The following is a 25,920-nucleotide window of genomic DNA, read 5'->3' as shown; positions in this document are numbered from 1 at the left end:
CCTCCTGCACCAAGCCCAGCCACAGGGCGCATTCCCCGGACCACGGGTCGGGCGATCGCTGGGGTGGGCCAGCCGCGTCGTCGCCAAGCTCTGGCGGTGGTCGGCGGAGCACTGCCTGGCCTGGGACTACGAGACCGGCACCGCGTCACCTCTGGGTCGGCTCTGTGGCCTCACTGGCCTCCGCCGCTTGATCGACAACAACGGCGTAGAACCACTTGGCGAGTTCGGCGACGAGTTGCGTTCGACCCGGCGTACTGGTGAAGAAGTAATCGCTCATCTTGTTGTGTACGCCCTGGTTGTCCGCGACCGCACCCGTGACGGCGTCGTCGAAGTCTGGAGACTCGGCGAATTGCGTCGGGCTATTGACCTTGGCCTGCTGGACCAGGCCCGCGTCGTCTAGGAGGGAGCCCAGCAGGGCCTCGAGGAAGGAAACCTTCTGGGAGGGCGTGAAGTCTTCGTTGCCGAATAGATCGTTGAGCCGTTCCAGGACAGTCTGGAAGGCGACCAGCTTCGGGTCCTTCTTGCCTGCTGACCCCGCAGCCGTCATGCCCTTGAGCGCAATATCCTCTCCGCCCAGGACGATGTCGGTCTTGCCCTTATCTATGTGTTTGACGTTCTGCAACACGATGTCGGACAAGTCAATCGGGGCGGTGAAGTTGTCGGGCTGAATCCTGCGGGCTAGCAGCCGCAAGTAGATGCTGTGTTTCTCCAGGTCCGCATCGCCGTAGTCGACGATCTGGCTCATGAAGTCGTACAGGCGCACGAACGTGCCAACGTCCTTGCGGAACATGTCGAGCTCTTCTAGCGCGGTCTTGTCTCCCTGACCGCCGTTCGCGGCAAGGGCGGTGGTATACCGCTTCTGGAACCGCTGCTTTCCGGGGTTCACCGCGGCCGTCAGGGCGTTGTTGCCCTTGTTCTTCACGAACGCTTCGGCACACTGGTCGATCTCGGTCGGCGTGTATATCCCGAAGGTGTCCAGCTTGGCGGAGAGGTCGTGTACCAGGTTCGGGTCGGTGCACTGCTCCAGATGCGCGTCTGTGTAATACGGCTCGAACGCCTGCTGGATCTTGCCCGGGTCGTTCACGAAGTCCACGACCTGCGCCATCGCCGAGGTCTTCTGAACGCCCGACGGGGTGATGTAGGTGCGGTTGAGGCGCGAGAGTGTCTGTACCGCCGTCACGCCCGACAGCAGCCTGTCGACGTACATGGCGCACAGTAACGGCTGGTCGAAGCCGGTCTGGAACTTGTTCGCGACGATCATGACCTTGTACTCGTCGCCCTTGAACGCGGTCCGCAAGTCGTGTATCCCCGGGTTCATTGAGGCTTCGGTGAAGTCCTCCGGCCCCGACTCGGTGTCCTCGACTTTTCCGGAGAACGCCACCAGGGTGCCGTAGCCCAGGCCCTTCTTGCCTATGTACTTGTCGATGGCCAGTTTGAAGCGCACGGCGCCCTTGCGGGAGTCGGCTACGACCATTGCCTTGGCGTGTCCATCCAGCAGATGTGCGACGTTAGAGCGGAAGTGCTCGACGACGACCGCGGCCTTCTGCGCGATGGTCTGCGGGTTGAGCTTCACCCACCGCATGACCTGCTTGGTCGCCTCGCTCTGGTTGACCTCCGCGCCGCCAGCGGCAGCGTTCTGGCCGACCTGGAAGGCCAGCTTGAATGAGTGGTAACCCTGGAGGATGTCCAGGATGAAGCCCTCCTCGATGGCCTGCCTCATCGAGTACACGTGGAACGCCTGTGGAGGCACGTCCTTGCCATCAGGTACCCGGCCGAACAACTCCAATGTCTTGTTCTTGGGCGTTGCGGTGAACGCGAAGTAGGAGATGTTCTCGCTGGTCGCCCGCTCGGAGGCTTCTGCCGCCAGGATCGACTCGACGTCGATCTCGCCGCCTTCCTCGATCTCCTTCAACTCTTCGGAGGTCAATATGGCCTTGAGCTTGGCGGCGACCTGACCGGACTGGGAGGAGTGCGCCTCGTCGGCGATGACGGCGAACTTCTTGCCTTTCAGGCCCTTGGACTGCCGGATCTCGGCCATCGCGAACGGGAAGGTCTGGATCGTGACGACGATGATCAGCTTGCCGTCGGCGAGAGCCTTAGCCAGCATCCCCGACTTGGAGGACCCCGCCCGGGCGGCCTCCCTTCGATCGATGGCCATCACGATGCCCTGGTCGTTGTCGATCTGCTTGATCGCGTCCTGCAACTGCCCGTCTAGTACGGTGCGGTCGGTGACCACGATGACCGAGTCGAAGACCTTGGTGTTGTCCACCTGAAGGCGGGCCAGACGGTGGGCCAACCACGAGATCGAGTCGGTCTTGCCTGAGCCCGCCGAGTGCTGGACCAGGTAACGGTGGCCGGCCCTCTCCTCGATGACCGCGTCGGTCACCCGGGTGACGGCCTCCCACTGGTGGAAGCGCGGAAAGCGCAGAGTCGCCGACCGTGTCGTCTTGCCGGAGATCGGATCGGTGTGCCGGTCGTGCTTGATGTACATGAACCGGCCGAAGATGTTGAGCCACGCGTCGCGCTGCAGCACCTGCTCCCACAGGTAAGACGATGGCGACCCTTGCGGGTTGAGCGGATTGCCGGCCCCACCGTCTTCGGTGCCCCGGTTGAACGGCAGAAAGAACGTTTTCTCTCCGGCCAGCTTCGTGGTCATCCACACCTCGTCATTGGAGACCGAGAAGTGCACCAGCGCGCCACGTCCGGCGGTGAACAGCGGCTGGATGTGCTTGCTGCCTGGGTCCTTCGGCTGTCGGCTGGTCTTGTACTGCTGCTTGGCGTCCTCGACCGTCTGCGTGAAGTCAGTCTTGAGCTCGGCCGTGGCCACCGGTAGGCCGTTGATGAAGAACACCAAGTCCACGCTGCGCTGGTCAGCTGTGGAGAAGTGGACCTGTCGCATGACGCGCAGGCGGCCCTTCTCGTAGTCCGCCACCGTCTTGGTGTTCAGGGTCGACTCGGGCTTGAACTGGCACATGCGGAGCTTGGCCGAGAGGTGCTTGAAGCCGTGGCGGAGCACGTTGAGGGTGCCGCCACCGTTCTCCATGTCGATGGTGAGTAACTTCACCAGGCGGTCCAGCAACTGATTGCGTTGCTTGGCCTCGTCCGAGGCATCCGCCTTGACGACCTTGCCCAGCTCGTCCGGCTGCGTGTCCTGGAGCCAGCCGAAGAAGTCCGCAGGGAACACGGCACGCTCACGGTCGTAACCGGTGTCGTCCTTGGAGTACAGCCAGCCGTTTGTGGCCAGGTATTCGCACAGCTCCTTCTCGAACTGGATCTCATTGTGCTGGCCCATCAGCTCTCCTGCCGGACGTCGACGTGGCCAGTGACGGCCGCAGTGATCAGAGCAGCACGTCGCTCTTTGGACAGGTCGATCAAACGCTCAGACTCTGCGATCAATGTGTCAATCCGAAGGGTTTCACGATCCAGGTAGTCGGCAATCCGGCGCTGTTCTGCCGCAGGGGGAACCGGCACTCGAAGGGCGCGGAGCTTTTCCGCAGTGAAGTGTGCGATGGTGGATTGGTTTCCTAGTGTGCTGATCACGCCAATGTCCCTATAGGCGCGGATCACATAGGCATAGAACCGCGAACTCCAGTCACTGAGAGGGCGGAGTCGGTTCACGGTCTTTTGGAAGGACCAGCCGGGCATATCGCTGTCGAGTACAACACAGGTGCCAACCGCGCCTCCCTCGACGACGAGCACGTCCTGAGCGCGCAGGTCCAATCGAGCGGCCTCGTCGGGTGAGTATGGCATCGACTTCACGTCCGTGAGATCAAGGCCGGTGTCCTGAATGTTCGCTGCTCGGACGTAAGGAAGATCGGTGTCGTCCGGCCTCCGCTCTTTTCCAGCATCCAGCATCTTGCCAAGCGTGACACTGAAGCCGTGACCGACGGTTGCGAATGGGACAGCCGAACCTGCCGGGATCTGCAGGGGGTTGATAGCCCGCAAAGTCTCAGTTTCGATGACTGCTTGGCGGCGCTCGCGGAGCATCTCGACGAGCCGCTGCTGTTCAGCGATAAGCGTGTCGATCTCCGCGGTCTCACTGTCGAGGTACGCGGCGATCCGGTCTTGCTCTCCTAGGGATGGCAGGGGGATGCGAATGTCGCCCATTTGGTCCCAGTACAGCCGCCACTGGGAGGGCCTAATCCCCGTTGAGCGCACCCTGTACTCTCCGATCATGTGGCCTGATCGGAGCGCGTAGTGCATGTACCGGCCAGAAACAGAGTCGGACGTAGGGCGAAGGACTTCGTAATCCCCGCTGACGATCCCTCGGTAGTCAGATACGCCGAGGGACCCCTGCCAAGCCTTCATCCTATTGACGACGAGGTCACCAGCACGGACGAGGAGGTAACGCTCGACGTTCTCAGGGGTCTTGTTGAAGTTGTCGGACCGGGACGACTTGGGGATCACCCCGTAGTCACGGTAGACCGATAGGACTTCCTCGCCCGGGCAATTGGCTTCTCCCGAGGGAGTGTAAAGGTATCGCAGGCGGATACTCTGTGTCGCTGTCACGCCTCGACCTCCCGCAGCAGCCCCATGATCTTGGAGATCTGTGCTTCCAGGTCGCCGTCAATTTCCGCCAGTGGGCGCGGCGGGGTGTATGTGTAGAAAATCCGGGTGAATGGAATCTCGTAGCCGACCTTGGTCTTCTTCATGTCGATCCAGGCGTCCGGCACGTGGGGGGCTACATCGACCTCAAAATACGCGTTGATTGTTTCGTTCCGGCCAAGATCGCTGAGCGTGTTGCCACCGTAGGTAAACGGGACGTTTTCCGTTACGCGCTTAGAGGTGTCTGGCTCGGGGTTGCCCTTTAGGTCGGTGACGATCTCTGCCGACTCGTCGGGCTCGCCGAGGGTAGTGGCCAGGTGGCGGTACTGAGCGGGGGTCAGCTTCAGCCCGGCCGAGACGAACTCCTCGCGGATGGCTTCGATGAACTTGTCTTGGCTCAGATAGATCTGCTTTCCCATGTCTGCTAGCACGGTTCGGAAAGGTGCCGGGTCAGCGCCCTTTCCGAACGCCTTAGCCAGCGCCTTTTCGTCCAGGGCGGCGGCGCGAGACGCTGAAAAATTCAGGCGTAGAGGGCACTCGACGGTGATCGTCCAGTATCCGAAGTCGGTGTTCTTAAGGATTTTGGTGCTGTCAGTCTCGGTGAAGGCGTCATACAACTTTACGATTCGCTCACGGGCGACCGTGTCGATCTCCTTGCGCTTGGATCCCATTCCCTTGCGCATCTTGACCCACATATCGGAGGCGTCGATCAGCTGCACTTTGCCCCGGCGTTCGGCCTGCTTGTTGTTGTCAAGGATCCAGACGAAGGTTGAAATGCCGGTGTTGAAGAACATATCTGTGGGCAGCGCGATGATCGCGTCCACCATGTCGTTCTCCAACAGCCAGCGGCGGATCTCCGAAGGGCCGGACTCAGCGGATCCGTTGAACAGCGGGGAACCGTTCAAAACGATGCCCGCGCGGCCTCCGCCCTCGTGCGCGGGGCGCATCTTGTGGGCCAGGTGCGTCAGGAAGAGCATCTGGCCATCCGAGACCGGAGGCAGGCCGGGACCGAAGCGGCCGTTCGGGCCATCCTTCGTGCGCTCCTCCTTAACCTCGGCTTCCGATGCCTTCCAGTCCACCCCGTAGGGCGGGTTGGACATGCAGAAGTCGAAGGTCTTGTCGAAGAACTTGTCGTCGGCCAGGGTGTCTCCGAGCCGGATGTTGCCGACGTCCTGCCCCTTGCCGATCATGTCGGACTTGCAGATGGCGTAGGACAGGTCGTTGATCTCCTGCCCGTACAGGCGCAGGCGTGCGTGCTTGTTGCGCTCCAGTAGGCGCTCTTCGGCCACTGAGAGCATGCCGCCCGTGCCAGCGGTGGGGTCGTAGATCGTGCGGATGGTGCCGGGCTCCAGCAGGGCCTCGTTTTCCTCCGCGAACAGCAGGTCGACCATGAGACGGATGGCGTCGCGTGGTGTGTAGTGTTCGCCGGCCTCCTCGTTGGAAGCTTCCGCGAACTTGTAGATCAGGTGCTCGTACAGGTCACCCATTGCCGCATTCGGGACGGTGTCCGGGTGCAGATCGACCTCTGCGAACCTCGCGACGATGAGGTACAGCCGGTTCTTCTCTTCAAGCCTGTTGATTTCGGCCTCAAAGCCGAAGCGCTCGAAGACGTCGATGTTGCCGGAGAAGTGCGAGATGTAGTCGATCAGGTTGGCGCGCAGGCCCTCGGGGTCCTCAAGCAGTCGGGCGAAGTCGTACTGCGACGTGTTGTAGAAGGTCAGGCCGGTCTTGCGCTTGACCTGGACGTCCAAGGCGCCACCGTCGAACCTCTCCGACAGGGCGCGGACATCGTCGCGGGTGGGCTCAAGCAGGCAGTCCAACCGTCGCAGGATCGTGAATGGGAGGATGATGCCGCCGTACTGGTGCGGCCTGTAGACGCCTCGCAGTTGATCAGCGATCGACCAGACGAAGTTACCCAGAATGCTCAACTCAGCCCTGCTCTCTCACTACCGGTGATGTGGGCCAAGCATGGCAGAGGCAACCAACGCGTTCGGTCGGATTGCGCCCCGTTGATGAATGAGTTCCAGGCGCCTCGTCGGTGCGCACGGCTGTACGAGCCGTATGGCCTTGCGGCCCGGAACCGGTGGTGAAACCGTCGTTCCGGGCCGTCTGTATGGAAGCTCAGGCCGCAGTGGCTGGGGCGACGACTGTCGTCCGTTCGGTGCGGACCTGGTGGAGCAGCTTTAGCACTTCGCCCCAGACGCCGTCCGGGTTGCCGGTCTCCAGAACCAGCACGGCAATCACGTCGAGGGCGCGGTCTATCTTCCCGCCGGAATCCTTCTTTGCCTGAGCGATGCGCTCCAGGTTGTGGGCCACGACCGGCCGGGCACCCGCGAACGCGGCGGATAGCCTTTCGAGGGCGTCGTACAGGGCTCAGTTCTCGGGGATGAAGTACGTCGCCTGCGGCGGGTCCTGGCTGAGCACCCTCACCGCGGGTTCCGTGATCTGCGGTCCAGCGGTGATCTCCACGTCCAGGAGCAGTTTCGAGGCAGCGCGAAACAAGGCCGTCAGATCAGGGTCGTGGCCTTCGAGGATGACCTTGGAGACGGTGATGCCCTCTGAGGAGAGGATCACGCGGGCGAGTACGACAGCCGTGCCGAGGGAGGCTCGCTCAGGGGCATAGGTGGCGATGAAGCAGCCCCCGTCACGACGCAGCAAGCTGGCTTTCGCCTGCTGGGCATCCCCCTGACGCACGTGGAGCGAAGCAGTGAAGAACCGCTCACGGGTGAGGATCGGCATGCCGAAATCTCCGCTCGTTGCCAGCTCCGCCCAAGGGCGTCACGGTGGTTGTCGCTGTTGCCGTGCTGCTGAGTGCACGGCAGGCGGTCGGACCAGGTGTCGTCAGAGTCCGGTCGGTCATCCATCTGATCCCCGGTCAGTGGGTCCCGGCCGGGGCGTCGCTCCAGACACTCGGACCCGACAAGGCCGGTGAGGTCGGTGCGCAGCTGGCTAGGGGTGACATTGGTGCGTCGGCTGACGATCTCTGTCATGTGCTTGGGGATCCAGGACTAACTGGAGTACGGCCTGTGGGTCGTCGGCCTATCGGCAGATGTCGGCCAGTTCCTTGGCCGTCCTTGCGATGACCAGTTTTCCGATCGGGGTGATCCGGCCGTTCTCGGCGACGAGGGTGTTCGGAGGAAGCGTGGCGAGGTCGATGTCGGTGGTGGTCACGCGATCGCCTCGTCCCCGGCCTCATCCGATGCCCGTTCGTTCACGGGCCGGATCACGCATTCCTGGAGAAGCATGTAAGCGAGCTTGAGGTCCGAGCCGCCATCGCGCTTGAGGAGCTTGCGTAAGCCGATCCCGGCCTCAACCAACAGAGTCGTGACGCCGCAGTACGAATCGTTCATTGCGCGGAGTTGCCGCGCCAGGAGACTGGGGAGGGCCCGGAGGCGAAACCTGTGAGAGCGGTGGAGATGCACCGTCCGTCTGAGGGCGGCGTCGCCGTTGATGCCTCGGGGATTACGGCAGTCATGATCGTTCTTCCCCTTGGGGAGCACGAGTGGAGGGCCTCGCTGGGTAGCGTTGGCTGTCAGCAAGCGGGGTCTGTCTTGCTTTCCTAGCCGCCACACCGGGCGGTCGGGCCAGGCGTCCCTCCCCGTTCGAGAGACATGCCGCCTGAAGCTGCTACCCAGCAGTACGATCCGTGTTTTTAATGGCGGCCCGAGCGGTGGTGGCTAGCCCTGCATGTAGGGCACTTGGGTCCTGCAGAGGTAAGCGGCCTTGCGTGCGATGAGGCTGCACTACGTGCGGAGCGGGCCCACTCGATCGCTGTGGCTACCGGCGGAGCCGCGGGAAGAAAATTCGGGGCGACGCCCAGCACGGGACACGTCAGAGGCGCCGGCGGATGCACGCCGTTCGCCCAGGTTCGCACCCATCCGATCATCGCAACTGAGACCAAAACTGAGACCACGCACGAAGAAGGGCCCCACCGCGAACGGTGGGGCCCTTCGACATCGTGCCCGGTGAGGCACTGGCGGAGGATACGAGATTCGAACTCGTGAGGGGTTGCCCCCAACACGCTTTCCAACTGTGGTGGTGGCGCCGTGAGGCCCGTACCGGGGCGTTCACCTGGGTTCACGAGGGTTCGGTAGTCGGGCCGAGGGTGACTCGGGGCCTTGGCTGAACGGCCGTGGCCGGGGCTGAACGAGACGGGAACTGAGACGGAGGAGCGACGGAGGGGCGTCACTCCTCGCCGGGCGGGATGAGGCGATCGGAACTCTCGGCATCGTCCACGTACCCGTGGGCATCGACAGTGATCGGGGTGGCCCGTCCTTTAGCTGTGATCAGCCATGCGAGCGCCTGCTCGGTCAATGGCCCCTTGTCAGGCCCCTCGTCCTTCCAGTATGCGCGCCAACCGCCGCCAGGGATGGCGGTCACTACCTGGTCTGCTTGCTCCAGGTGAGAGAAGTCCGGGTAGTCCGTGACAGGGCGACGGGTACCGCGCTTGGGGTCGACCACCAGGGCGACGCCCGTCGCCTCGTCCCAAGCATCCACGTGCACAGTACGACCTGTCAGCGTCTCTGTGCCGGTGAAGATCGCGAGCCAACCTGTGCTGTTGAAGTAGCGCATGTGGTCATCGTCTATGAGACCAGTCGGCCTTGTCCGTTCGAGCTGTGGTCGGCTTCAGTATTTCGATACCTCAGCTTGGGAAGCTTGGTCTCTGCACGGCCGGTAGGCTTGTTGACCTGCTGAGGAGCGGCGTCATGACTTGCGGGCGTGCTGGGTGGGTGACTGCTGTTCCCCGTGGTTCCCCGTACTACCTGGCACGCATGTGGCACGGCAGCGGGTTCAGCGGAGCCAGTCAGCCGCGTGGCGAATCTGCTTGCTGAGGTCGGTGGAGGCGATCAACGAGGGGGCTCCGGCGGGCTGGAGACCTTTGATCAGCGTGTGACGGCCACCAACGCCGTAGTGACACTGCAAGCCAGTGTCAGGGCCGTTCCGAATGCTGCGGCTGCCTTCGAGCAAGCTGCGGGATAGGTGGCGAGATCTCGGCGTGCCAAGACTGCGGCAGCAATCGCGACAAGCACAGCGAGCAACACGGCCACGGCGCAGCCCAGAACAACAACAGCAGAGTGGTCAGACACGATCGATCTCCTATCGGTGCGTCATCCTGTGCCGCTCAATCTCGTCAAGTTGCTGTTCGTCGTGGTCCGCGACGGTAGAACTGGTCGAAGACGAACAGGAGCGACGACCACGCGACCACGGGAGATGGCATGGTCATGGAGGATGATTCGTCGCCTGAGGCGGCCCTGGCCGAACTACGTGCTCGACTGGAGTTCGGGTTGGCGGAGCTGGGTATAACGAAGACTGCCCTTGCACGGCGCTCGGAGTTGGGACGAACTGCTGTCAGCGAAGCGTTCAACAGGTCCGCTCCTGCTCCCTCCGCTCGAACCGTTGGCGCGCTTGCCCGAGCACTCCACCTCGACGTGCAGGCTCTCCTGAAGCTTCGGACGACCGCTGTTGGTGTTCAACACAGGTCTCCAGAGGGGAGCGGGAACTCCCTAGAGGCGGGCATTGGGCGGCCAATCGCTGAGTTTGACCCCCACGACCTTGAAGTTCATCCGGCCATTGACGTCGTACCTGCTTTGAGTGAATCGAAGAGCATGCAGGCTCGCCGACTGCCCGGCTATGTACGTCGTAACCACGATCGAGATCTGAAGGATCTTGTTAAGGCGGCAGCCGACGGCCAAAGCGGGATGGTCGTGCTGGTCGGTCCGTCCTCGACAGGGAAGACCCGCGCGTGTTGGGAGGCGATTCAACCCCTAGCGCCTCGGGGATGGCGCCTCTGGCACCCATTCGACCCCACACGAGCTGAGGCCGCCTTGAACGATCTCAAGCGTGTGGGGCCGCGCACTGTGGTATGGCTAAACGAAGCCCAGCATTACTTTGGTGCCGGTCAAGGGGTGGGAGAGCACATCGCGGCTGCCCTTCGATCTCTCCTACTTAACCGACAGGCCAGCCCAATCTTGATTTTGGGTACGCTGTGGAACCACTACGCGACTGAATACACGACTCTTCCCGTACCGGGAAAGCCAGATCCACACCCGCAAACGCGGGAACTCTTGGCGGGGCGCTTGTTCTCAGTTCCCGATAATTTTGACGCAGTCGCAATAAGAGATGCCCGGATCATGGCAAGCGCAGGCGACCTGCAACTGGCTCAAGCATTGAAGCAAGCGCAAGATGGGCGCCTGACTCAATATCTCGCAGGAGCTCCAGCCTTGTCCGAGCAGTACAGAATGGCCGCCCCTGCCGTGAGAGCATTGATTCAGGCTGCCATGGACGGACGTCGCTTTGGTGTCGGGAATCACCTAGCGAGGAATTTTCTTGCTCATTCGGCAGGGGACTATCTCACAGATCCCGAATACTTGACCCTTGGGTCTAATTGGCTTGACGAAGCCTTTTGCGAATCCAATAGGTCAGTACATGGGAATTTGGCGCCCTTGTCGCCCGTTCGTTTTCGCGGCGCGTCTTATAGGCATCAACTGCATCAGATAAACGATATCGGATCCAGTAAATACCGACTGGCTGACTCACTCGAACAGCTGGGGCGACTTGAGCGTAACCAATTTTGCCCGCCAGCTTCGTTCTGGGAGGCGGCTCATGAATACCTAACGGATTCCGTAGAACTCGCAAATCTGGCCGTCGCTGCTCACGATCGGCAGCGACTCTACTGGGCTCATCGCCTAACCAGACGGGTTGAGGAACAAGGGGATGCCTCTGCGGTGATCAGGCTAGCGGATATGTGGATGGAAGGCCACCCCGAATTGGCCGAGTCTCTATATCGGCGGTTAGCCGAAATGGGAAATGCTCGCGCCATGAATAGTATGGGATATCTTCGTGAAGGCGCCGGTGGCAGAGATGGGGCCGAAGAGTGGTACCGGAAGGCTTCTGGGGCCGGCGGCGGGGAGGCTACGTATCGTATCGCCGAGATTTACGAGGATCTGGGGGATGTGGAAAAAGCAGAGAGGTTGTACCGGCAAGCTCTAGATTTAGGGAATACCGAAGCTCTGGGTTCCCTGGGGCGCATCGTATCCGACAGAGGTGGAGACGATGTCGAGGCCATCTCTCTGTTCACTCGCTCGATCTGTCTCATGGTGCGCCAGGCCGCACGCGCAACGATAGTGCGTCTGGACAGAGTGACGGGAGCGCAGAACTCATCTGTGGGGCCGTGGAGCTCAAGGAAAAGGGTAGCGTATCCAATTTTTGAGATCGAAGAGAAGGGGGATTTAGGGGATTACAGAGGATTTTTCGACGCCGTAGCAGATGCCAGTCGCAATGGTGACACTTATGGAATTATGTGTCACTACTTATTGTTTAATTCGGAAGATAGCGATCAAGCTGAAAAGATGCTGGAGCGTGCCGGGCGAGATGGGAATGCGTACGCCTTAATCGAGCTTGCGAATAATCGAGAGAAGGTCGGTAGACTAAAGGAAGCGGAATCTCTGTATCGAGCGCTCATTGGGTCGGGCGATAATGCTCCGCTAGCACCCCTCGCCAACTTGATGAAAAAGGCCGGAAAACTTAAAGAGGCTGAGTCTCTTTATTGGCGAGCGATCGAGACAGGAAGTACATATGCCATGTGTCGACTCAGTGAGCTCAAAGAGTATACGGGCGATCACGCTGGTGCGGTCGAGATTGCGCTACAGGCTGCTAATGCCGGGGACGGAGGTGCCGTACGTGCGCTCTCGAAGGAGAGAGCAAGCCGCGAAGGGTTCGATGACCCTTGGCCGTACGGGCTGGATCCGGATGGCACGCCGACGGCTGAATCTTGGTAGCTGCGTAGGTCTAGTGCTTCGGTGCGCAGACGTCCAGCCGGACAAAACCTAAGACCCCAGCCGCCCCAGCTTCCATCCCGTACGCCGTCGACCCACACACCGTGGAGCAGGCGTGGTTCCTGGCGTCCAGGTGGAGCGCGCTACTGTACGAACGACCTGGACGCCAGGGGCCACGTCTGCTCGGCTCTGCCTGGGTCGACGGCGTACGGGATGGAAGCCCCCGCCTACGCCACGACGAACCCGCAGTCGGCGACGGCGCCCCGTTCATCCCGGTGCCGACCGATCCCCCGCCGGAGGCACCGTTCTGACCTTGGCGGCTCACCCGCGGTGCTCGTCTTGTGGCCCTCGGGTCGTCCACGCGCGCGGCACGGGCGCCGGCCGGGCTGGAGCGGGGCGGAGACAGGAGCGCAGGCCCGGCCGGGGGCCGGGCCGCGCGCGGTGAGCGGAGCGAGCCGCCTTGAACCAGTAGAGAAAGTTGTAACTCAGTCGTTCTGCCGGGGCTTGAAGCCGTGTGCGCAGGCTGGGAGTTCTGTCGCCTGGCGGTGTGCGAGCGGCAGGAAGAGGACTGGTCGTATCGTCCAGGTGATGCAGGTTTCGGCATGGGTCACTGAGACCGTGCAGGGCTGCATCTGGAGGAGTGCTCTGCGGGTGCGGATGCGGCCCTCGTACAGCCACTCCCAGGCTTCGCTCGAAGCGGCGGCGCTGAGTGCTGGTGAGATGGTGCGGAGGGTGATCGCCACCCACCGGTCCGCCTGGGCCGCTGAGTAGGCGTCGAAGGATGCTCGTAGTTGTGGTTCGGGCTGGCCGTCCATCGCCGTGGGTTCCGTCCAGCACTCGCACCAGTAGCCGCGCCGCGGCTTGCTCATCCGCATGGTTGGGCTCCCCGGCCGGCGCCGGTGAAGAGCTCCGCGGTGACCGTGTGGCCCTTGTCGCTGTCGTGGACGACGACGCGGTGTGCGATCGCGCTGACCATGCCCAGGCCTCGGCCGTGTTCCGCCTTTTCGTCCTGATGCTCGACCTTCGGGGCGGTTCCCGTGCCTCCGTTGTCCGTGACCGACAGGGCGACCATCTGCGGTGATACCTCGACGGCCAGATAGAAGCTGCCCGACTGGCGCCCGCTGGCCGTATGCAGGATCGCGTTCGCGCTCAGCTCGCTCACGATCAGTTCGGCGTCCTCCGCCCAGGGCGAGTCACGAAGGATGTCGCGTGTCCAGCGTCGGGCCCGGCTGACCTCTTCGGGGAAACCTGGGCAAGTGAGGCCCCAGACTCGGATAGTGCTCGTATACTCGTGCATACAAGTTCCTTCGTGCTGGTAGGCCGCCATGTGCAGCGGGTTCGAGCTAGACGAGTTTCACGCCGTCGTGGGCGCGGACGGCCGGCGGGGACGTCGCGTCGAGTGCGTCCAGGACGCGGATTGCGTATGCCTCGTCGGAGAGTTCGGAGACTTCGTCGCGGGTGGCCCAGCGCAGAGCTCGGGTCTCGTCGCCGGTGGTGGGCGTGCCGTCGGCGGCCTCGCAGCGGAAGACCATGGAGACGATCAAGCCCGTCATGTTCTTGTAGATGCCGGTGAGGGTCGCCGGAAGCGCGATCTTGATGCCGGTTTCTTCGAGAACTTCTCGTTGGAGGGCCTCGGGGATGGTTTCCTCACGTTCGAGGATGCCGCCAGGGGGTTCCCACTTGCCGTTGTCGCGGCGCTTGATGAGGAGGGCCCGGTCCTGGTCGTCGACGATGACTCCGGCGACGCTCACGGAGTGCGGACGGTCAGTGCTCAAGGTCCTCGGCCCTCCCGGATGGCTAGGCTTTCCACCGTAGCAACAACACTCGCCCACTCGTCTAGATACCTAAAGGAGTACACGTGACGTCACTCCCGAGCCTGCTCGGCGATCTCGACCCCACGAGCGATCGTGCGGTCTTTCGACAGATCGCCGACCAGCTGCGTGAGGCCATCGACCGTGGGCGTTTCAAGGAGGGCGCGAAGCTGCCCTCTGAGGCCGAACTCGTCGAGCATTACGGCGTTTCCCGGATGACCGTTCGGAACTCCTTCTCGGTTCTCACGGGCGAGGGTCTGGTCCATGCCGAACACGGCAAGGGCGTCTTCGTACGGCCCCGGCCCCCCGTCCGGCGCCTTGCCTCCGATCGCTTCGCCCGGCGCCACCGAGACCAGGGCAAGTCCGCCTTCATCGTCGAGGCTGACGCCGCAGGCAGCCATCCCCAGGTCGACAGCCTGGAGGTCAAGGAAGAGAAGGCCACGCAGGACATCTCCACCCGGCTCGGGTCGGTGCGGCGCGTGCTCGCTCGTCGGCGCCGGTATCTGCTCGACGGACGGCCGGTCGAGTTCGCCACCTCCTACCTTCCGCTCGACATCGCGCGCGGTACGCAGATCGCCGAGCCCAACCCTGGTCCCGGCGGCATCTATGCCCGACTCGAAGAGCTGGGGCATCACCTCGACCACTTCGAGGAGGAGATCCGGGCCCGGATGCCCGCGCCGTCGGAAGTGAAGACACTCCGGCTGGCCCCTGGTGTGCCTGTGATCCACCTTGTCCGCACCGCGTATGACACCGAAGGGCGGGCCGTGGAGGTCTGCGACACCGTCATGGCGGGAGATGCGTACGTCCTGTCGTACCAGCTCCCGGCCACGTAAGGGCCTTCCGGCCGTGGCGCACGGTGGTTCGCTCCTCGAACTCGTACACACCAACAGGCATACTCGTATAGACGAGTGGGCAAGTTCTGTGGCAACGTGGTCGTCGTTCCCGGAGATCGGGTTCGAAAGCCGTATCTTGTATAGACGAGTAGATGGGAAGGCCCTTGCGAACCATCCGTGTGGAGACCTCGGCCGCGACGATCCTGCTGACCGAGGCACCCGAGCCCAAGGTCCGCGACCGTCAGACCGGCGAGATCGCCAAGGACGTCAACAGCGGCGAGGCCCTGATGACGATCGGCGTCGTCTACATCGAGGAAGGGGAGTCGTCGCTGATCAAGGTGACCATCCCGGAGAGCGGAGTATCCGAAGGGCTGGCCCTCGGTGCGCCGGTCTCGCTTCCGGGGCTCATCGCCCGGCCCTGGGAGAGCGTGTTCAACGGCCAGCAGCGGCACGGCATCGCCTACCGCTGCGCCGCCGTCACTCCGGCCGCCTTCCCGGCCGCCATGGAGGCCTCGGCCTGATGAGCGACCTGACGACGCTTCTGGAGGTGGGTGGTCCTGTCGCCGCGCTCGGCGGCGGGGCTTCCTACGCCCGGGCCAAGCACCCGGGGGCTTACTGGTCTGCGGTCGGCCTGCCGATATCCACGGCCCGACTGCTCAGCTCGTACGGCTCGGTCATGGAGGCCTGCGGCCTGACGGTGACACCGTCCCGACTGCGGGTCCTGGCGGTCAGGGCCACCACCCGTGGGGAGGTCCGGCCCGTACCGCCTCGTCGCGGAATCATCCGCCCGACTTCGACCGGGTTACGGCTTCGTCTGAGGCTCGCGCCCGGTCAGGAACCCGCCGACGTGGCCGCCTCGGCCGAACGCCTGCGGCACGCCTGGGGAGTTCACGCCGTGTATGTCACCACGGTCAAGCCTGGTGTGGTCGACCTTCGGCTCGTCGGCTACGACGTGCTGCGCAAGGTCCGCATGCCGCGCAAGGCGGAGGGCGGGTCCCTGCGAGTGCCCGTGGCGCTTCGGGAAGATGCGACGCCCTTCGTACGGAACTACCGGGCCGTGCCGCACGGCCTTTCCCTCGGCGCCACCTTGTCGGGCAAGTCCATGTACCTGCGGCACCTCGTTGTCGGACTCGCGCCGCAGTCCGTTGCTCTGGTCGGCATCGACTGCAAGCGCGGTGTGGAGCTGGCACCCTTCGCCCCGCGCCTGTCGGCGCTCGCCACCGATCCCGAGCAGGCCGCCGAGCTGCTGCCCGTGCTCATCAAAGAGATGGAGGACCGGTACGACCTGATCAAGGCCCGGCAGGGGATCGCCCCGGGCACTCCGGACGAGGAGATCACCTCCGACATCTGGGGGCTTCCCGAGCAGGAACGGCCCCTGCCCGTCGTGCTGTTCGTCGACGAGGTGGCTGAACTCTTCCTCGTCGCCACGAAGAAGGAAGAAGTGCGGCGGGACGAGATGGTCACTCAGCTCATCCGGCTCGCTCAGCTCGGCCGCGCGGCCGGTATCTACCTGGAGGTCTGCGGGCAGCGCTTCGGCGCCGAGTTGGGCAAGGGCGCGACCATGCTCCGAGCCCAGCTCACCGGCCGGGTATGTCACCGCGTGAACGACGAAGCCTCCGCAAAGATGGCGCTCGGCGACATCGCCCCCGAAGCGGTCTCCGCTGCCTGTGTCATCCCTGCCGAACGGCCCGGTCTCGCCGTTGCCGGTGACACTTCCGGTGGCTGGTCCCGCATCCGCACGCCGTATCTCTCCCTGGCTGATGCCGCCGAGACCTGCCGCGACTCGGCCCTTCTGGTTCCCGACCTGCCCGCGCTGAAGCCCTTCCGGCCCTCCGTTCCCGTGCAGCCCGTCGAGTCCCCGGGCCCGGCCGTGAAGCCGCGACCGGTCACCGGCTGACCCCGCACCCTCCCACCCGGTCGGCGCGACCGCCTCGCGCCACGTCCCTACCCCTGCCATGCCCGAATCCGGAAGGAGCCGCAGCATGCGCGCCCAACTGGCCCGTATCGATGCGGTACTCGTCCAAGCCGTCATCGCCGCCGCCTTGTCCTTCGCCCACATCCACGACGTTGCTTCGGCAGCCGGGCAGGACGGGTGGAAAGCGTGGGCCTATCCAGTCTCGGCCGACCTCCTGCTCGTCGCTGCCTGGCGCCGACTGCGGGCCGGTGACGCCAAAGCCGCAGGCTGGTGCTGGTTCGTCATCGCGCTCACGGCCTCCCTCGGCGCGAACGTCGCGACCGCCGGACTGCTCGACATGAACCATGTGCCGGCCTGGCTCCGCATCCTCGTCGCGGGCTGGCCTGCGGTCGCCTTCCTCGGCGGAACACTCCTCGCCCACTCGACGCCGACCCGGCACGAGACAACCGAGGGCGACCAAGGCCCCGTGTGCATCGACGACCAGGAGGACGCGCCCGATCCCGTGCCGGAGCTCCCGTCGACGCGGCCCGCCGTGTCCGCTTCCGCTCCTGCGCCCGCCGTCCCCGTCCCGGCCGCCCTGGTCGAGCACGCCCGCAAAGTCGCCGCTGAGCACCACACCCGCACCGGCACGGCCATCGACACCACGACCCTGCGCGCCCGGCTTGGCGTCCCCGCACCAATGGCCGAGGCCATCTCTGCCCGACTCACCTGACAGGAGGCTCCATCAATGCCGCACTACGCCTACGACACCGCCGCTGACTACCTCGACGCCGCCCGCGAGATGGACGACACCGGCCGCCCGACGTTGGCTCGGCTCCTCGCTGAAGAGGCCGCTGACCGTATCGCCGACCCCGAGCGGGCGGCCCGCATCCTGCGCGACTACTCCGGCCCCAGCCTCCGACAGGAGGGATGACGCATGTCTCCGCAGAAGAGCTTCCGCAACGTGATTCGCACCGGGCCCGTGCAGGTCGGCACGGCGTACGACAGTCGTGGCCGCGAGAAGCACACCGCCGCCTGCACGGCCCCGCGCTGCGGCTTCTCCGCCGACTACGACAGCCGCGCCGCCGCCGAGCTGGCCGCCCGTACCCACCGCTGCCCCGTCCGCTGAAAGGACCTGCCTCCGTGACCGTCAGCCTGCCGCTCGTGTTCGTCCTCGGCTGCTTCGCCTGGGGAGCGGTCAAGTTCCTCGGCGTCCGCACCTGGATCGTCGTGGTGATCGCACTGTTCGGCTTCTGGCTCTCGCACACCTTCATGGCCCCGGCCATCGAATCCGGTACGCGCTCCGGCGTGGGCGTCGTAAACGGCTCACATGACTAGACGAGTAGGTAAGGAGAGCTTCGCCGTGTTCCTGCCCGAGTACCCCGACAGCCCGACGCCGCCGCCCGTGCACACCCACACCGTGGCTGACCCGCTGGCTCCCGTGCAGCGGCCCGCGCCGCAGATATCCGTCACCACCGGAGCGGTCGCGGCCGTCCTCGTCGGCGGCGTCGTGCTGACCGCGCTCCTGGCCGCCGTCGCCGTCACGGCCATCTCCGTCGCCGTGTGCGCCGTGGTCATCCGCTCGATGCTCCGCGACCAGCGTCGCCGCTAGCACTGCCAGACCCCCGGGGCGGCCCTGATACCGCCAAGCATCCGCCGCCCCGGGGGCCGTGCCCCTCCTAGCCGAAGCCAGAAGGAGAACCGTCATCATCACCTGCGCCACCCCGCCCCCACTTCGCGAGATCGGTGAACTGGCCACGTTCGGCACCATGCCCGCGCTCCTGCGGCAACTCTCCGGACTCGGCGGCTGCACGCACCCGATCCGCCTCGACGGCCACCGCACCGAGTACGACGTCGACATCCGGACCGGCGAGATCGGCAACGCGCTCCACCACCTCGACTCGTCGTCCCTCCCAGCCGGACAACTCCTCACCCGCTGCAACAACCGCCGCACGACTCGCTGCCCGGCCTGCGCGGAGGTCTACCGGCGCGACACCTTCCACCTGATCACCTCGGGCCTCCGGGGCGGCAAGGGCACCCCAGAACGCGTCGCCGCCCACCCCCGCGTCTTCGCCACCTTCACCGCGCCGAGCTTCGGACCGGTCCACAACCGCCCGTCGCGGGCTGCCGGTTCAATCCGTCGCTGCCGGTGCGGGCTCCTCCACGACCAGGACGACGACGTACTCGGCACGCCGCTCGACCCGTCGACCTACGACTACGAAGCTGCCGTGCTCTGGAACGCCCACGCCGGGGCCCTGTGGCGGCGCTTCTCGATCTCTCTGCGCCGGGAGGTCGCCAAGCGGGCCGGCCTCTCTCAGCGCGCGTTCCGCGAGCACGCCCGGGTGTCCTTCGCCAAGGTCGCGGAGTACCAGAAGCGCGGGGCCGTCCACTTCCACGCCGTGATCCGGATCGATGGTCCCGGGGGCGGCGACACCCCGCCCCCGGCGTGGGCGAAGGCTGACCTCCTCGCCGACGCCATCGAGACCGCCGCTACCAGCGTGCGCGTGGACGGCCCCGTTATCGACAGCCGCCCGCACACCTTCGCCTTCGGCCGCCAGCTCGACGTACGCACGGTCCGGAGTGCTGACTTCGACGGCGGCCAGGAGCTGACCGACAGGGCCGTCGCCGCGTACATCGCGAAGTACGCCACCAAGGGCGCGGAGACCGCGACGGGCGCTCTCGACCGCCCACTTCGATTCATCGCCGAACTGGCCCAGCTCGACATCAGCGAGCACGCCGAGCGGCTCATCCGTACGGCCTGGGCCCTTGGCTCCCGCAAGGACTTAGCGGGGCTCCGCCTCCGCGCCTGGGCCCACATGCTCGGCTTCCGCGGCCACTTCTCGACGAAGTCCCGCCGCTACTCGACCACGCTCGGCGCCCTCCGTGATGCCCGCGCCGAATGGCGCGCAGCCCAAGCCGCGGCGACCAGCAACCGGACCACCTACGAAAATCCGGAGGTGGTCACGACCCTGGTCATCGCCCACTGGGTCTATGCCGGAACAGGTCTCACCAACGCCGAAGCCTGGCTTGCCGAAACCATCGCACCCGCTCTGGGTACGGAAGGGGAACCGACCCGTGACTGAGTCCAGCTCCACCGTCACCGCCCTGGAGGCGATCGACGCCGCCTTGGTGCTGTTGACCGTCGAGGAGGCCGCTCGGCGACTGCGTATTGGGCGCACGACGGCCTTTCGGCTCGTCCTGGCCGGAGAGATCGAATCGGTGACCGTCGGGCGCCTGCGGAGGGTTCCTGCCGACGCGCTGTCCGCCTACGTGGCCAAGCTGCGGCACCGTGCCGCCGAAGCCGCCTGAGGGGACGACATGGCAGAGACGAAGCGCACGCGTCAGCCCAACGGGGCCTCGTCCATCTACCTCGGCAAGGACGGCAAGTGGCACGGTCGGGTGACGGTCGGTGTCCGTGATGACGGCAAGCCTGACCGACGCCACATCGAGCGGAAGACGAAGGCCGAAGTGACCAAGGCCGTCCGCGAGATGGAGCGGGCGCGCGATGACCGGAAGCTGCGCAAGCCGGGCAAGGGCTGGACCGTCCAGGGATGGCTTGAGCACTGGGTCGAGAACATCGCCAAGCCGTACGTCTCCGAGAACACGTACGACGGATACGAAGTCGACGTACGCGTTCACCTCGTCCCGGGTCTGGGTGCTCACAAGCTCGACCGCCTGGAGCCCGAGCACCTCGAACGCTTCTACCGGAAGATGCAGAGCGCCGGGAGCTCCGCCGGTACGGCTCACCACGTCCACCGGACGATCCGCGTCGCCCTCGGTGAGGCTGTGCGGCGCGGGCACATCGTCACCAATGCGGCTGAGATCGCCAAGGCTCCTCGCCTGGAAGAGGGGGACATCGAGCCGTACACGATCGAGGAGGCACAGAGCCTTCTCCTGGAGGCGGCCAAGCTCCGCAACAGCGCCCGTTGGGTCGTGGCCCTGGCGCTCGGCCTCCGACAAGGAGAGGCGCTGGGTCTGCACTGGGAGGACACCGACCTCGACGCGGGGTACGTCCGCATCCGCAAAAACCGGCTGCGTCCCAAGTACGCGCACGGCTGCGACACCGATCCGTGCGGCAGGAAGGCGGGTTACTGCCCCGAGCGGTGGCAGACGCGGCGTGAGCACAAGCCGACGAAGTCCCGTGCGGGACGGCGCACGATCGGGCTGCCCGATCCCCTGATCAAGATTCTTCGTCAGCACCAGGAGTCCCAGGAGCGGGAACGGAGCGAGGCCGGCGCCGACTGGGAGGGCAAGGGCTATGTGTTCGCCTCCCCGACTGGCGGACCCCTGAGCCCGAACACTGACTTCCACGTCTGGAAGCGGCTGTTGCGGGATGCCGGTGTGCGGGACGGCCGTCTCCACGACGCCCGCCACACCGCCGCGACCGTGCTCCTGATCCTCGGCGTTCCGGACGTCGTGATCGACTCGATCATGGGGTGGGAGCCCGGGGGAGCGGCACGGATGCGCGCCCGGTACATGCACGTGACGGGGACCATGCTCCGCAAGGTGGCTCAACAAGTGGGCGAGGCGCTCTGGGCCCCGGCTTCTGCCCTCAGCTCCGGCACGGAAGAAAGTTCCGACTGAGACGGGAACTGAGACGGGGAACGGCGAAGGCCCCCACCGGCGAACCGATGGGGGCCTTCGTCTGCCCTTGCGGGCGGGTGCGGAGGATACGAGATTCGAACTCGTGAGGGGTTGCCCCCAACACGCTTTCCAAGCGTGCGCCCTAGGCCACTAGGCGAATCCTCCGCCGCAAACAATACAAGACGTTGGGGAGTGCTCGCGAACACGATCCCGAGGTCGTCTCCGTGATCGTCGTCATGTCGGTCGTTATGTCGATGCCGTGTCGTCCTCGCGTCGGACCCGGGGGCGGTCGGGGCCAGGGGCGGCGTCGCTTCCGGGGCCGGGGATCCGCTACTGTGGGGGCCAGCCCCTCACGTGGCGCTATCTGACTGAACTCCCCCAGGGCCGGAAGGCAGCAAGGGTAGGTCGGCTCTGGCGGGTGCGTGGGGGGCGCTTTGCGTTCCGGGCGGTCCGGGTTGTCAGCGGTCGCCTATAACCTCGTAGGCGTGTCGTCTCTCGCCTTGTACCGCCGCTATCGCCCGGAGTCGTTCGCCGAGGTCATCGGGCAGGAGCATGTGACCGACCCGCTGCAGCAGGCGCTGCGGAACAACCGGGTCAACCATGCCTACCTGTTCAGTGGCCCGCGCGGCTGCGGCAAGACGACGAGCGCGCGCATTCTGGCCCGCTGTCTCAACTGTGAGCAAGGTCCCACTCCCACACCCTGCGGCGAGTGCCAGTCCTGCCGCGACCTGGCGCGGAACGGGCCGGGTTCCATCGACGTCATCGAGATCGACGCCGCTTCGCACGGTGGTGTCGACGACGCGCGTGACCTGCGCGAGAAGGCCTTCTTCGGTCCCGCGTCCAGCCGGTACAAGATCTACATCATCGACGAGGCCCACATGGTCACCTCGGCGGGCTTCAACGCCCTCCTGAAGGTGGTCGAGGAGCCTCCGGAGCACCTCAAGTTCATCTTCGCGACGACCGAGCCCGAGAAGGTCATCGGCACGATCCGTTCGCGCACGCATCACTACCCGTTCCGGCTCGTCCCGCCCGGCACCCTCCGCGAGTACCTCGCCGATGTCTGCGGCCGCGAGGCCATGGCCGTCGAGGACGGGGTGTTCCCGCTGGTCGTGCGCGCCGGTGCGGGTTCCGTGCGTGACTCCATGTCCGTCATGGACCAGCTGCTCGCCGGTGCGACCGAGACCGGTGTGACGTATGCCATGGCGACGTCCCTCCTCGGCTACACCGACGGCTCGCTCCTCGACTCCGTGGTCGAGGCCTTCGCCTCCGGAGACGGTGCCGCGGCCTTCGAGGTCGTGGACCGCATCATCGAGGGCGGCAATGACCCGCGGCGCTTCGTCGCCGACCTTCTTGAGCGGCTGCGGGACCTGGTGATCCTCGCGGCCGTGCCGGACGCCGCCGAGAAGGGGCTCATCGATGCCCCCGCCGACGTCGTCGAGCGCATGCAGGCCCAGGCCGGCGTCTTCGGTGGCGCCGAACTGAGCCGCGCCGCCGACATCGTGAATGAGGGCCTCACCGAAATGCGCGGCGCCACCTCGCCGCGGCTCCAGCTCGAGCTGATCTGCGCGCGCGTGCTGCTCCCCGCCGCGTACGACGACGAGCGGTCCGTCATGGCCCGCCTCGACCGCCTTGAGCGTGGCGGCAACTTCGTCCCGGGCGGCCAGGGCCCCGGTCCCGCGATGGCGTACGCCCCCGGGCCCGCGGCCCACGCGGGCGGGCAGCAGGGCGTGCAGGGCGTGCAGAGCGTGCCGAGCGTGCAAGGCGTGCAGCAGTCCGGGGGCGTCATGCCTGCGGGCGGACCGTCGGGCGGTCCCGCCGATATGGGGCAGGCAGTGGCGCCCGGAGGCGGACCGGCCGCCGCGCGTGCGGCGGTGCGGGGGCAGGGCCCGGCTCCGGCTTCGGGTTCGGCTTCGGCTTCGGGTTCGGCTTCGGACGGGAGTGGTCAGGCGCCTCAGGTCGCTTCGCAGGCTCCGGAGGCCCCGCCCACACCCCCTGACGCTCCCGCCTCTCCTCCTCTCGCCCCGGCCGCCGCTGAACGGCGACCCGGCGGCTGGCCCACGGCCTCCGCCGCCGCCCCGGAGTCGGCCCCCCGGCCCGGCGGCTGGCCCACGGCCGCGACCGCCGGAAGCAGCGCTCAGGCCGCCCCGCAGCCCGATCGGCCCGCCCCGGCTCACGCCCCGCAGGCCCCCGCCCCGATGGCCGCCCAGGCCCCCGCGGGCGGCCCCGACCCGCGCACCCTGTGGCCGCAAATCCTGGAGGCGGTGAAGAACCGCCGCCGCTTCACCTGGATCCTGCTCAGCCAGAACGCCCAGGTGGCGGGGTTCGACGGGACGACCCTCCAGATCGGCTTCGTCAACGCGGGCGCGCGGGACAACTTCGGTGGCAGCGGCAGCGAGGACGTGCTGCGGGCCGCGCTGTCCGAGCAGTTCGGCGTGCAGTGGAAGGTCGAGGCGATCGTCGACCCGTCCGGCGGCTCCGCACCCCCGCCGGCCGCCGGCAACTTCGGCGGGGGCGCCCCGGCGGCCCCGCGCCCGGCCGCGCCCCCGCGCCAGCCGACGCCGGCCCCGTCGGCCCCGTCGGCCCCCGCTCCCCAGTCCCCGCCCCCGTCGGCCCCGGACCCCGCCCCGGCCCCCCGGTCCGCCCCCGCGCCGGAGCACGTGTCCCCCGAGGACGACATCCCCGAGGACGACGACCCCGACCTGGTGGAGTCGGCACTCTCCGGCCACGACCTGATCATGCGGGAACTGGGCGCGACGGTGGTCGACGAGTACCCGAACGAGTAGCACGGGTGGGGGGCGGGAGGTATCCGCCGCAGAGCCGCGGGGTGCAGGGTCTGCGGGGCGGACGTCACCCCACGGCCGCGGGCGAAGAGCTCACCGGGCCCCGGAGGGGGCACCCCTGGCTGGAGGAACGTACAACAGGCTGGAAAGCCAGATCTGGCAGCCCGTACGAAGGCATGCCGCGCCGCGGGCTAGGCTGACCACCGTGAAGGTCCTCGTCATCGGCAGTGGTGCCCGCGAACACGCCCTGTGCCGCTCTCTGTCCCTCGACCCCGACGTCTCCGAGCTGCACTGTGCCCCCGGCAACGCCGGCATCGCAGAGGTGGCCGAGCTGCACCGCGTCGACGCCCTCGGCGGCGCCGCCGTGACCGGCCTCGCCGAGGAGCTGGGCGCCGGGCTCGTCATCGTGGGCCCGGAGGCCCCCCTCGTCGCGGGCGTCGCCGACGCCGTGCGCGCGGCGGGCATCCCCTGCTTCGGCCCCTCCGAGGAGGCCGCGCGGCTCGAGGGCTCCAAGGCGTTCGCCAAGGACGTGATGGCGGGGGCGAACGTGCCGACCGCCCGGTCGTACGTCTGCACCACCCCGGCCGAGATCGACGTGGCCCTCGACGCCTTCGGGGCGCCGTACGTCGTCAAGGACGACGGCCTCGCGGCGGGCAAGGGCGTCGTCGTCACCGGCGACGTGGACGTGGCCCGCGCGCACGCCCTGGCCTGCGGCCGCGTAGTCATCGAGGAGTTCCTTGACGGCCCCGAGGTCTCCCTCTTCGCGATCACCGACGGCGTGACCGTCGTCCCGCTGCAGCCCGCCCAGGACTTCAAGCGCGCGCTCGACGGCGACGAGGGCCCGAACACGGGCGGCATGGGCGCCTACTCGCCGCTCCCGTGGGCCGACCCGAAGCTCGTCGACGAGGTCATGCAGAGCGTGCTCCAGCCGACCGTGGACGAGCTGCGCCGCCGCGGCACCCCGTTCGCGGGGCTGCTGTACGCGGGCCTCGCGATGACGAGCCGCGGCGTACGTGTCATCGAGTTCAACGCCCGTTTCGGCGACCCCGAGACCCAGGTCGTCCTGGCCCGTCTGCAGACCCCGCTCGCCGGGCTCCTGCTGGCCGCGGCGACCGGCAACCTCGCCGACCTGCCCCCGCTGCGCTGGAGCGACGAGGCCGCGGTCACCGTGGTCGTCGCCTCGCACAACTACCCCGGCACGCCGCGCACCGGCGACCCCATCGAGGGGCTCGACGAGGTGGCGGCGCAGGATGCCCCGAACGCGTACGTCCTGCACGCCGGGACGGCGCGCGACGGCGACGCCGTCGTCAGCGCGGGCGGCCGGGTGCTCTCCGTGACGGCGACCGGCGTCGGCCTCACCGAGGCCCGCGAGCGCGCGTACGCCGCGCTGTCCCGCATCCGCCTCGACGGCTCGCAGCACCGCACGGACATCGCGGCGAAGGCGGCCGCCGAGGCGTGACCCGCCGAGGCATGAACCGCCGAGCCGGGTGGCCTCCCGCCCGGCTCTCCGTCGACTTCAGGCCCCGGATCTGACACTGGATCCGGGGCTTTCTCAGCGTCCACCTTTAGCCAAAGCCATTCCATCGAGTGACCGGTGGTCCATCCGGCTGACGGGGCGGGACACCCCAACTAGGGTGCGGCGAAAGCGTTCAAGGCGCCCAGAGCCAAACAGACCACCGGCATTGCGATGTCGGTGGC

Annotated in this window: 25 protein-coding genes, 1 tRNA gene and 1 other RNA gene; 15 read left to right on the top strand and 12 right to left on the bottom strand. The window is 66.2% G+C overall.

From position 1 onward, the window contains the following. Positions 1 to 145: 145 nt before the first annotated feature. The 8 genes from ABZ953_RS08070 to ABZ953_RS08035 form a co-directional block, all read right to left on the bottom strand. Positions 146 to 3,292 (bottom strand): type I restriction endonuclease, encoded by a 3,147-nt coding sequence (locus ABZ953_RS08070; RefSeq protein ID WP_361718564.1) that lies wholly within the window; start codon positions 3,290 to 3,292, stop codon positions 146 to 148. Further along, on the bottom strand, positions 3,292 to 4,509 hold the full coding sequence (locus tag ABZ953_RS08065) for a restriction endonuclease subunit S (protein ID WP_361718561.1): 1,218 nt from the start codon (positions 4,507 to 4,509) through the stop codon (positions 3,292 to 3,294). Before ABZ953_RS08065 ends, ABZ953_RS08070 begins: the two co-directional genes overlap by 1 nt. Further along, positions 4,506 to 6,473, bottom strand: a complete 1,968-nt coding sequence (locus ABZ953_RS08060) for a class I SAM-dependent DNA methyltransferase (RefSeq protein WP_361718558.1) — start codon at positions 6,471 to 6,473, stop codon at positions 4,506 to 4,508. The genes ABZ953_RS08065 and ABZ953_RS08060 overlap by 4 nt, the downstream gene beginning before the upstream one ends. 193 nt (positions 6,474 to 6,666) lie before the next feature. Continuing rightward, the gene (locus ABZ953_RS08055; protein WP_361718555.1) at positions 6,667 to 6,861 is read right to left on the bottom strand and encodes a hypothetical protein; all 195 of its coding nucleotides are present in this window, start codon (positions 6,859 to 6,861) and stop codon (positions 6,667 to 6,669) included. 57 nt (positions 6,862 to 6,918) lie between these two features. Next, positions 6,919 to 7,284: a hypothetical protein gene (locus tag ABZ953_RS08050; RefSeq protein ID WP_361718552.1), complete on the bottom strand. Its 366-nt coding sequence runs from the start codon at positions 7,282 to 7,284 to the stop codon at positions 6,919 to 6,921. A gap of 300 nt (positions 7,285 to 7,584) precedes the next feature. Beyond that, positions 7,585 to 7,716 carry a hypothetical protein gene (locus ABZ953_RS08045; protein ID WP_361718549.1) on the bottom strand — a complete coding sequence of 44 codons (132 nt, stop codon included), beginning with the start codon at positions 7,714 to 7,716 and terminating at the stop codon, positions 7,585 to 7,587. Further along, positions 7,713 to 7,895, bottom strand: coding sequence for a hypothetical protein (locus tag ABZ953_RS08040; RefSeq protein ID WP_361718546.1), 183 nt, complete (start codon positions 7,893 to 7,895; stop codon positions 7,713 to 7,715). Before ABZ953_RS08040 ends, ABZ953_RS08045 begins: the two co-directional genes overlap by 4 nt. An 835-nt stretch (positions 7,896 to 8,730) precedes the next feature. Next, positions 8,731 to 9,117, bottom strand: coding sequence for a hypothetical protein (locus ABZ953_RS08035; protein WP_361718543.1), 387 nt, complete (start codon positions 9,115 to 9,117; stop codon positions 8,731 to 8,733). Between the two features lie 1,253 nt (positions 9,118 to 10,370). On the opposite strand from ABZ953_RS08035, the gene ABZ953_RS08030 reads away from it, so the two are divergent. Beyond that, positions 10,371 to 12,323 (top strand): hypothetical protein, encoded by a 1,953-nt coding sequence (locus ABZ953_RS08030; RefSeq protein WP_361718540.1) that lies wholly within the window; start codon positions 10,371 to 10,373, stop codon positions 12,321 to 12,323. 482 nt (positions 12,324 to 12,805) lie between these two features. Here ABZ953_RS08030 and ABZ953_RS08025 read toward each other — a convergent pair whose 3' ends face one another. From ABZ953_RS08025 to ABZ953_RS08015, 3 genes are read right to left on the bottom strand one after another with little or no spacing between them, the layout of a single operon-like run. After that, the gene (locus ABZ953_RS08025) at positions 12,806 to 13,195 is read right to left on the bottom strand and encodes a hypothetical protein (protein WP_361718537.1); all 390 of its coding nucleotides are present in this window, start codon (positions 13,193 to 13,195) and stop codon (positions 12,806 to 12,808) included. After that, positions 13,186 to 13,617 (bottom strand): ATP-binding protein, encoded by a 432-nt coding sequence (locus ABZ953_RS08020; RefSeq protein WP_361718534.1) that lies wholly within the window; start codon positions 13,615 to 13,617, stop codon positions 13,186 to 13,188. Before ABZ953_RS08020 ends, ABZ953_RS08025 begins: the two co-directional genes overlap by 10 nt. Positions 13,618 to 13,663: 46 nt before the next feature. Beyond that, a complete protein-coding gene (locus tag ABZ953_RS08015; protein WP_361719233.1) occupies positions 13,664 to 14,071 on the bottom strand; it encodes an NUDIX hydrolase in 408 nt (135 codons plus the stop codon). Positions 14,072 to 14,178: 107 nt separating this feature from the next. Here ABZ953_RS08015 and ABZ953_RS08010 point away from each other — a divergent pair, with 107 nt between their 5' ends. The 11 genes from ABZ953_RS08010 to ABZ953_RS07960 all read left to right on the top strand — a co-directional run bounded on the left by ABZ953_RS08010 (position 14,179) and on the right by ABZ953_RS07960 (position 21,442). Continuing rightward, on the top strand, positions 14,179 to 14,964 hold the full coding sequence (locus ABZ953_RS08010; RefSeq protein WP_361718531.1) for a GntR family transcriptional regulator: 786 nt from the start codon (positions 14,179 to 14,181) through the stop codon (positions 14,962 to 14,964). A gap of 164 nt (positions 14,965 to 15,128) precedes the next feature. Then, complete coding sequence (locus ABZ953_RS08005) at positions 15,129 to 15,485, top strand: hypothetical protein (RefSeq protein ID WP_361718528.1); 357 nt, start codon at positions 15,129 to 15,131, stop codon at positions 15,483 to 15,485. Continuing rightward, positions 15,485 to 16,861 carry an FtsK/SpoIIIE domain-containing protein gene (locus ABZ953_RS08000; protein WP_361718525.1) on the top strand — a complete coding sequence of 459 codons (1,377 nt, stop codon included), beginning with the start codon at positions 15,485 to 15,487 and terminating at the stop codon, positions 16,859 to 16,861. Before ABZ953_RS08005 ends, ABZ953_RS08000 begins: the two co-directional genes overlap by 1 nt. Positions 16,862 to 16,946: 85 nt before the next feature. Then, positions 16,947 to 17,591, top strand: coding sequence for a DUF2637 domain-containing protein (locus ABZ953_RS07995; protein WP_361718522.1), 645 nt, complete (start codon positions 16,947 to 16,949; stop codon positions 17,589 to 17,591). A gap of 15 nt (positions 17,592 to 17,606) precedes the next feature. Then, a complete protein-coding gene (locus tag ABZ953_RS07990) occupies positions 17,607 to 17,792 on the top strand; it encodes a hypothetical protein (RefSeq protein WP_361718519.1) in 186 nt (61 codons plus the stop codon). Between the two features lie 3 nt (positions 17,793 to 17,795). Next, positions 17,796 to 17,987 (top strand): mobile element transfer protein, encoded by a 192-nt coding sequence (locus ABZ953_RS07985; protein WP_361718516.1) that lies wholly within the window; start codon positions 17,796 to 17,798, stop codon positions 17,985 to 17,987. A 14-nt stretch (positions 17,988 to 18,001) separates the two neighbouring features. Continuing rightward, positions 18,002 to 18,196, top strand: coding sequence for a hypothetical protein (locus ABZ953_RS07980; protein ID WP_361718513.1), 195 nt, complete (start codon positions 18,002 to 18,004; stop codon positions 18,194 to 18,196). Positions 18,197 to 18,221: 25 nt separating this feature from the next. Beyond that, a complete protein-coding gene (locus ABZ953_RS07975; RefSeq protein ID WP_361719231.1) occupies positions 18,222 to 18,470 on the top strand; it encodes a SpdD protein in 249 nt (82 codons plus the stop codon). Between the two features lie 157 nt (positions 18,471 to 18,627). Then, positions 18,628 to 19,941 (top strand): replication initiator, encoded by a 1,314-nt coding sequence (locus ABZ953_RS07970; RefSeq protein ID WP_361719228.1) that lies wholly within the window; start codon positions 18,628 to 18,630, stop codon positions 19,939 to 19,941. After that, complete coding sequence (locus ABZ953_RS07965) at positions 19,934 to 20,167, top strand: helix-turn-helix domain-containing protein (protein ID WP_361718510.1); 234 nt, start codon at positions 19,934 to 19,936, stop codon at positions 20,165 to 20,167. Before ABZ953_RS07970 ends, ABZ953_RS07965 begins: the two co-directional genes overlap by 8 nt. A 9-nt stretch (positions 20,168 to 20,176) precedes the next feature. Then, positions 20,177 to 21,442 carry a tyrosine-type recombinase/integrase gene (locus ABZ953_RS07960; RefSeq protein ID WP_361718507.1) on the top strand — a complete coding sequence of 422 codons (1,266 nt, stop codon included), beginning with the start codon at positions 20,177 to 20,179 and terminating at the stop codon, positions 21,440 to 21,442. Between the two features lie 80 nt (positions 21,443 to 21,522). Here ABZ953_RS07960 and ABZ953_RS07955 read toward each other — a convergent pair. Beyond that, positions 21,523 to 21,607: transfer RNA gene (locus ABZ953_RS07955), tRNA-Ser, on the bottom strand. A gap of 176 nt (positions 21,608 to 21,783) precedes the next feature. Between ABZ953_RS07955 and ffs the strand changes: the two genes are divergently transcribed. The 3 genes from ffs (at position 21,784) to purD (ending at position 25,681) form a co-directional block, all read left to right on the top strand. Then, an RNA gene (ffs, locus tag ABZ953_RS07950) (signal recognition particle sRNA small type) lies at positions 21,784 to 21,882 on the top strand. 45 nt (positions 21,883 to 21,927) lie between these two features. Next, positions 21,928 to 24,225 carry a DNA polymerase III subunit gamma and tau gene (locus ABZ953_RS07945; protein WP_361718504.1) on the top strand — a complete coding sequence of 766 codons (2,298 nt, stop codon included), beginning with the start codon at positions 21,928 to 21,930 and terminating at the stop codon, positions 24,223 to 24,225. Between the two features lie 202 nt (positions 24,226 to 24,427). After that, complete coding sequence (gene purD, locus ABZ953_RS07940; RefSeq protein ID WP_361718501.1) at positions 24,428 to 25,681, top strand: phosphoribosylamine--glycine ligase; 1,254 nt, start codon at positions 24,428 to 24,430, stop codon at positions 25,679 to 25,681. Positions 25,682 to 25,920: the final 239 nt, after the last annotated feature.

The organism is Streptomyces sp. NPDC046465 (assembly GCF_040646035.1).
GTDB lineage: Bacteria > Actinomycetota > Actinomycetes > Streptomycetales > Streptomycetaceae > Streptomyces.
This window is presented reverse-complemented; position numbering and strand designations above follow the sequence as displayed.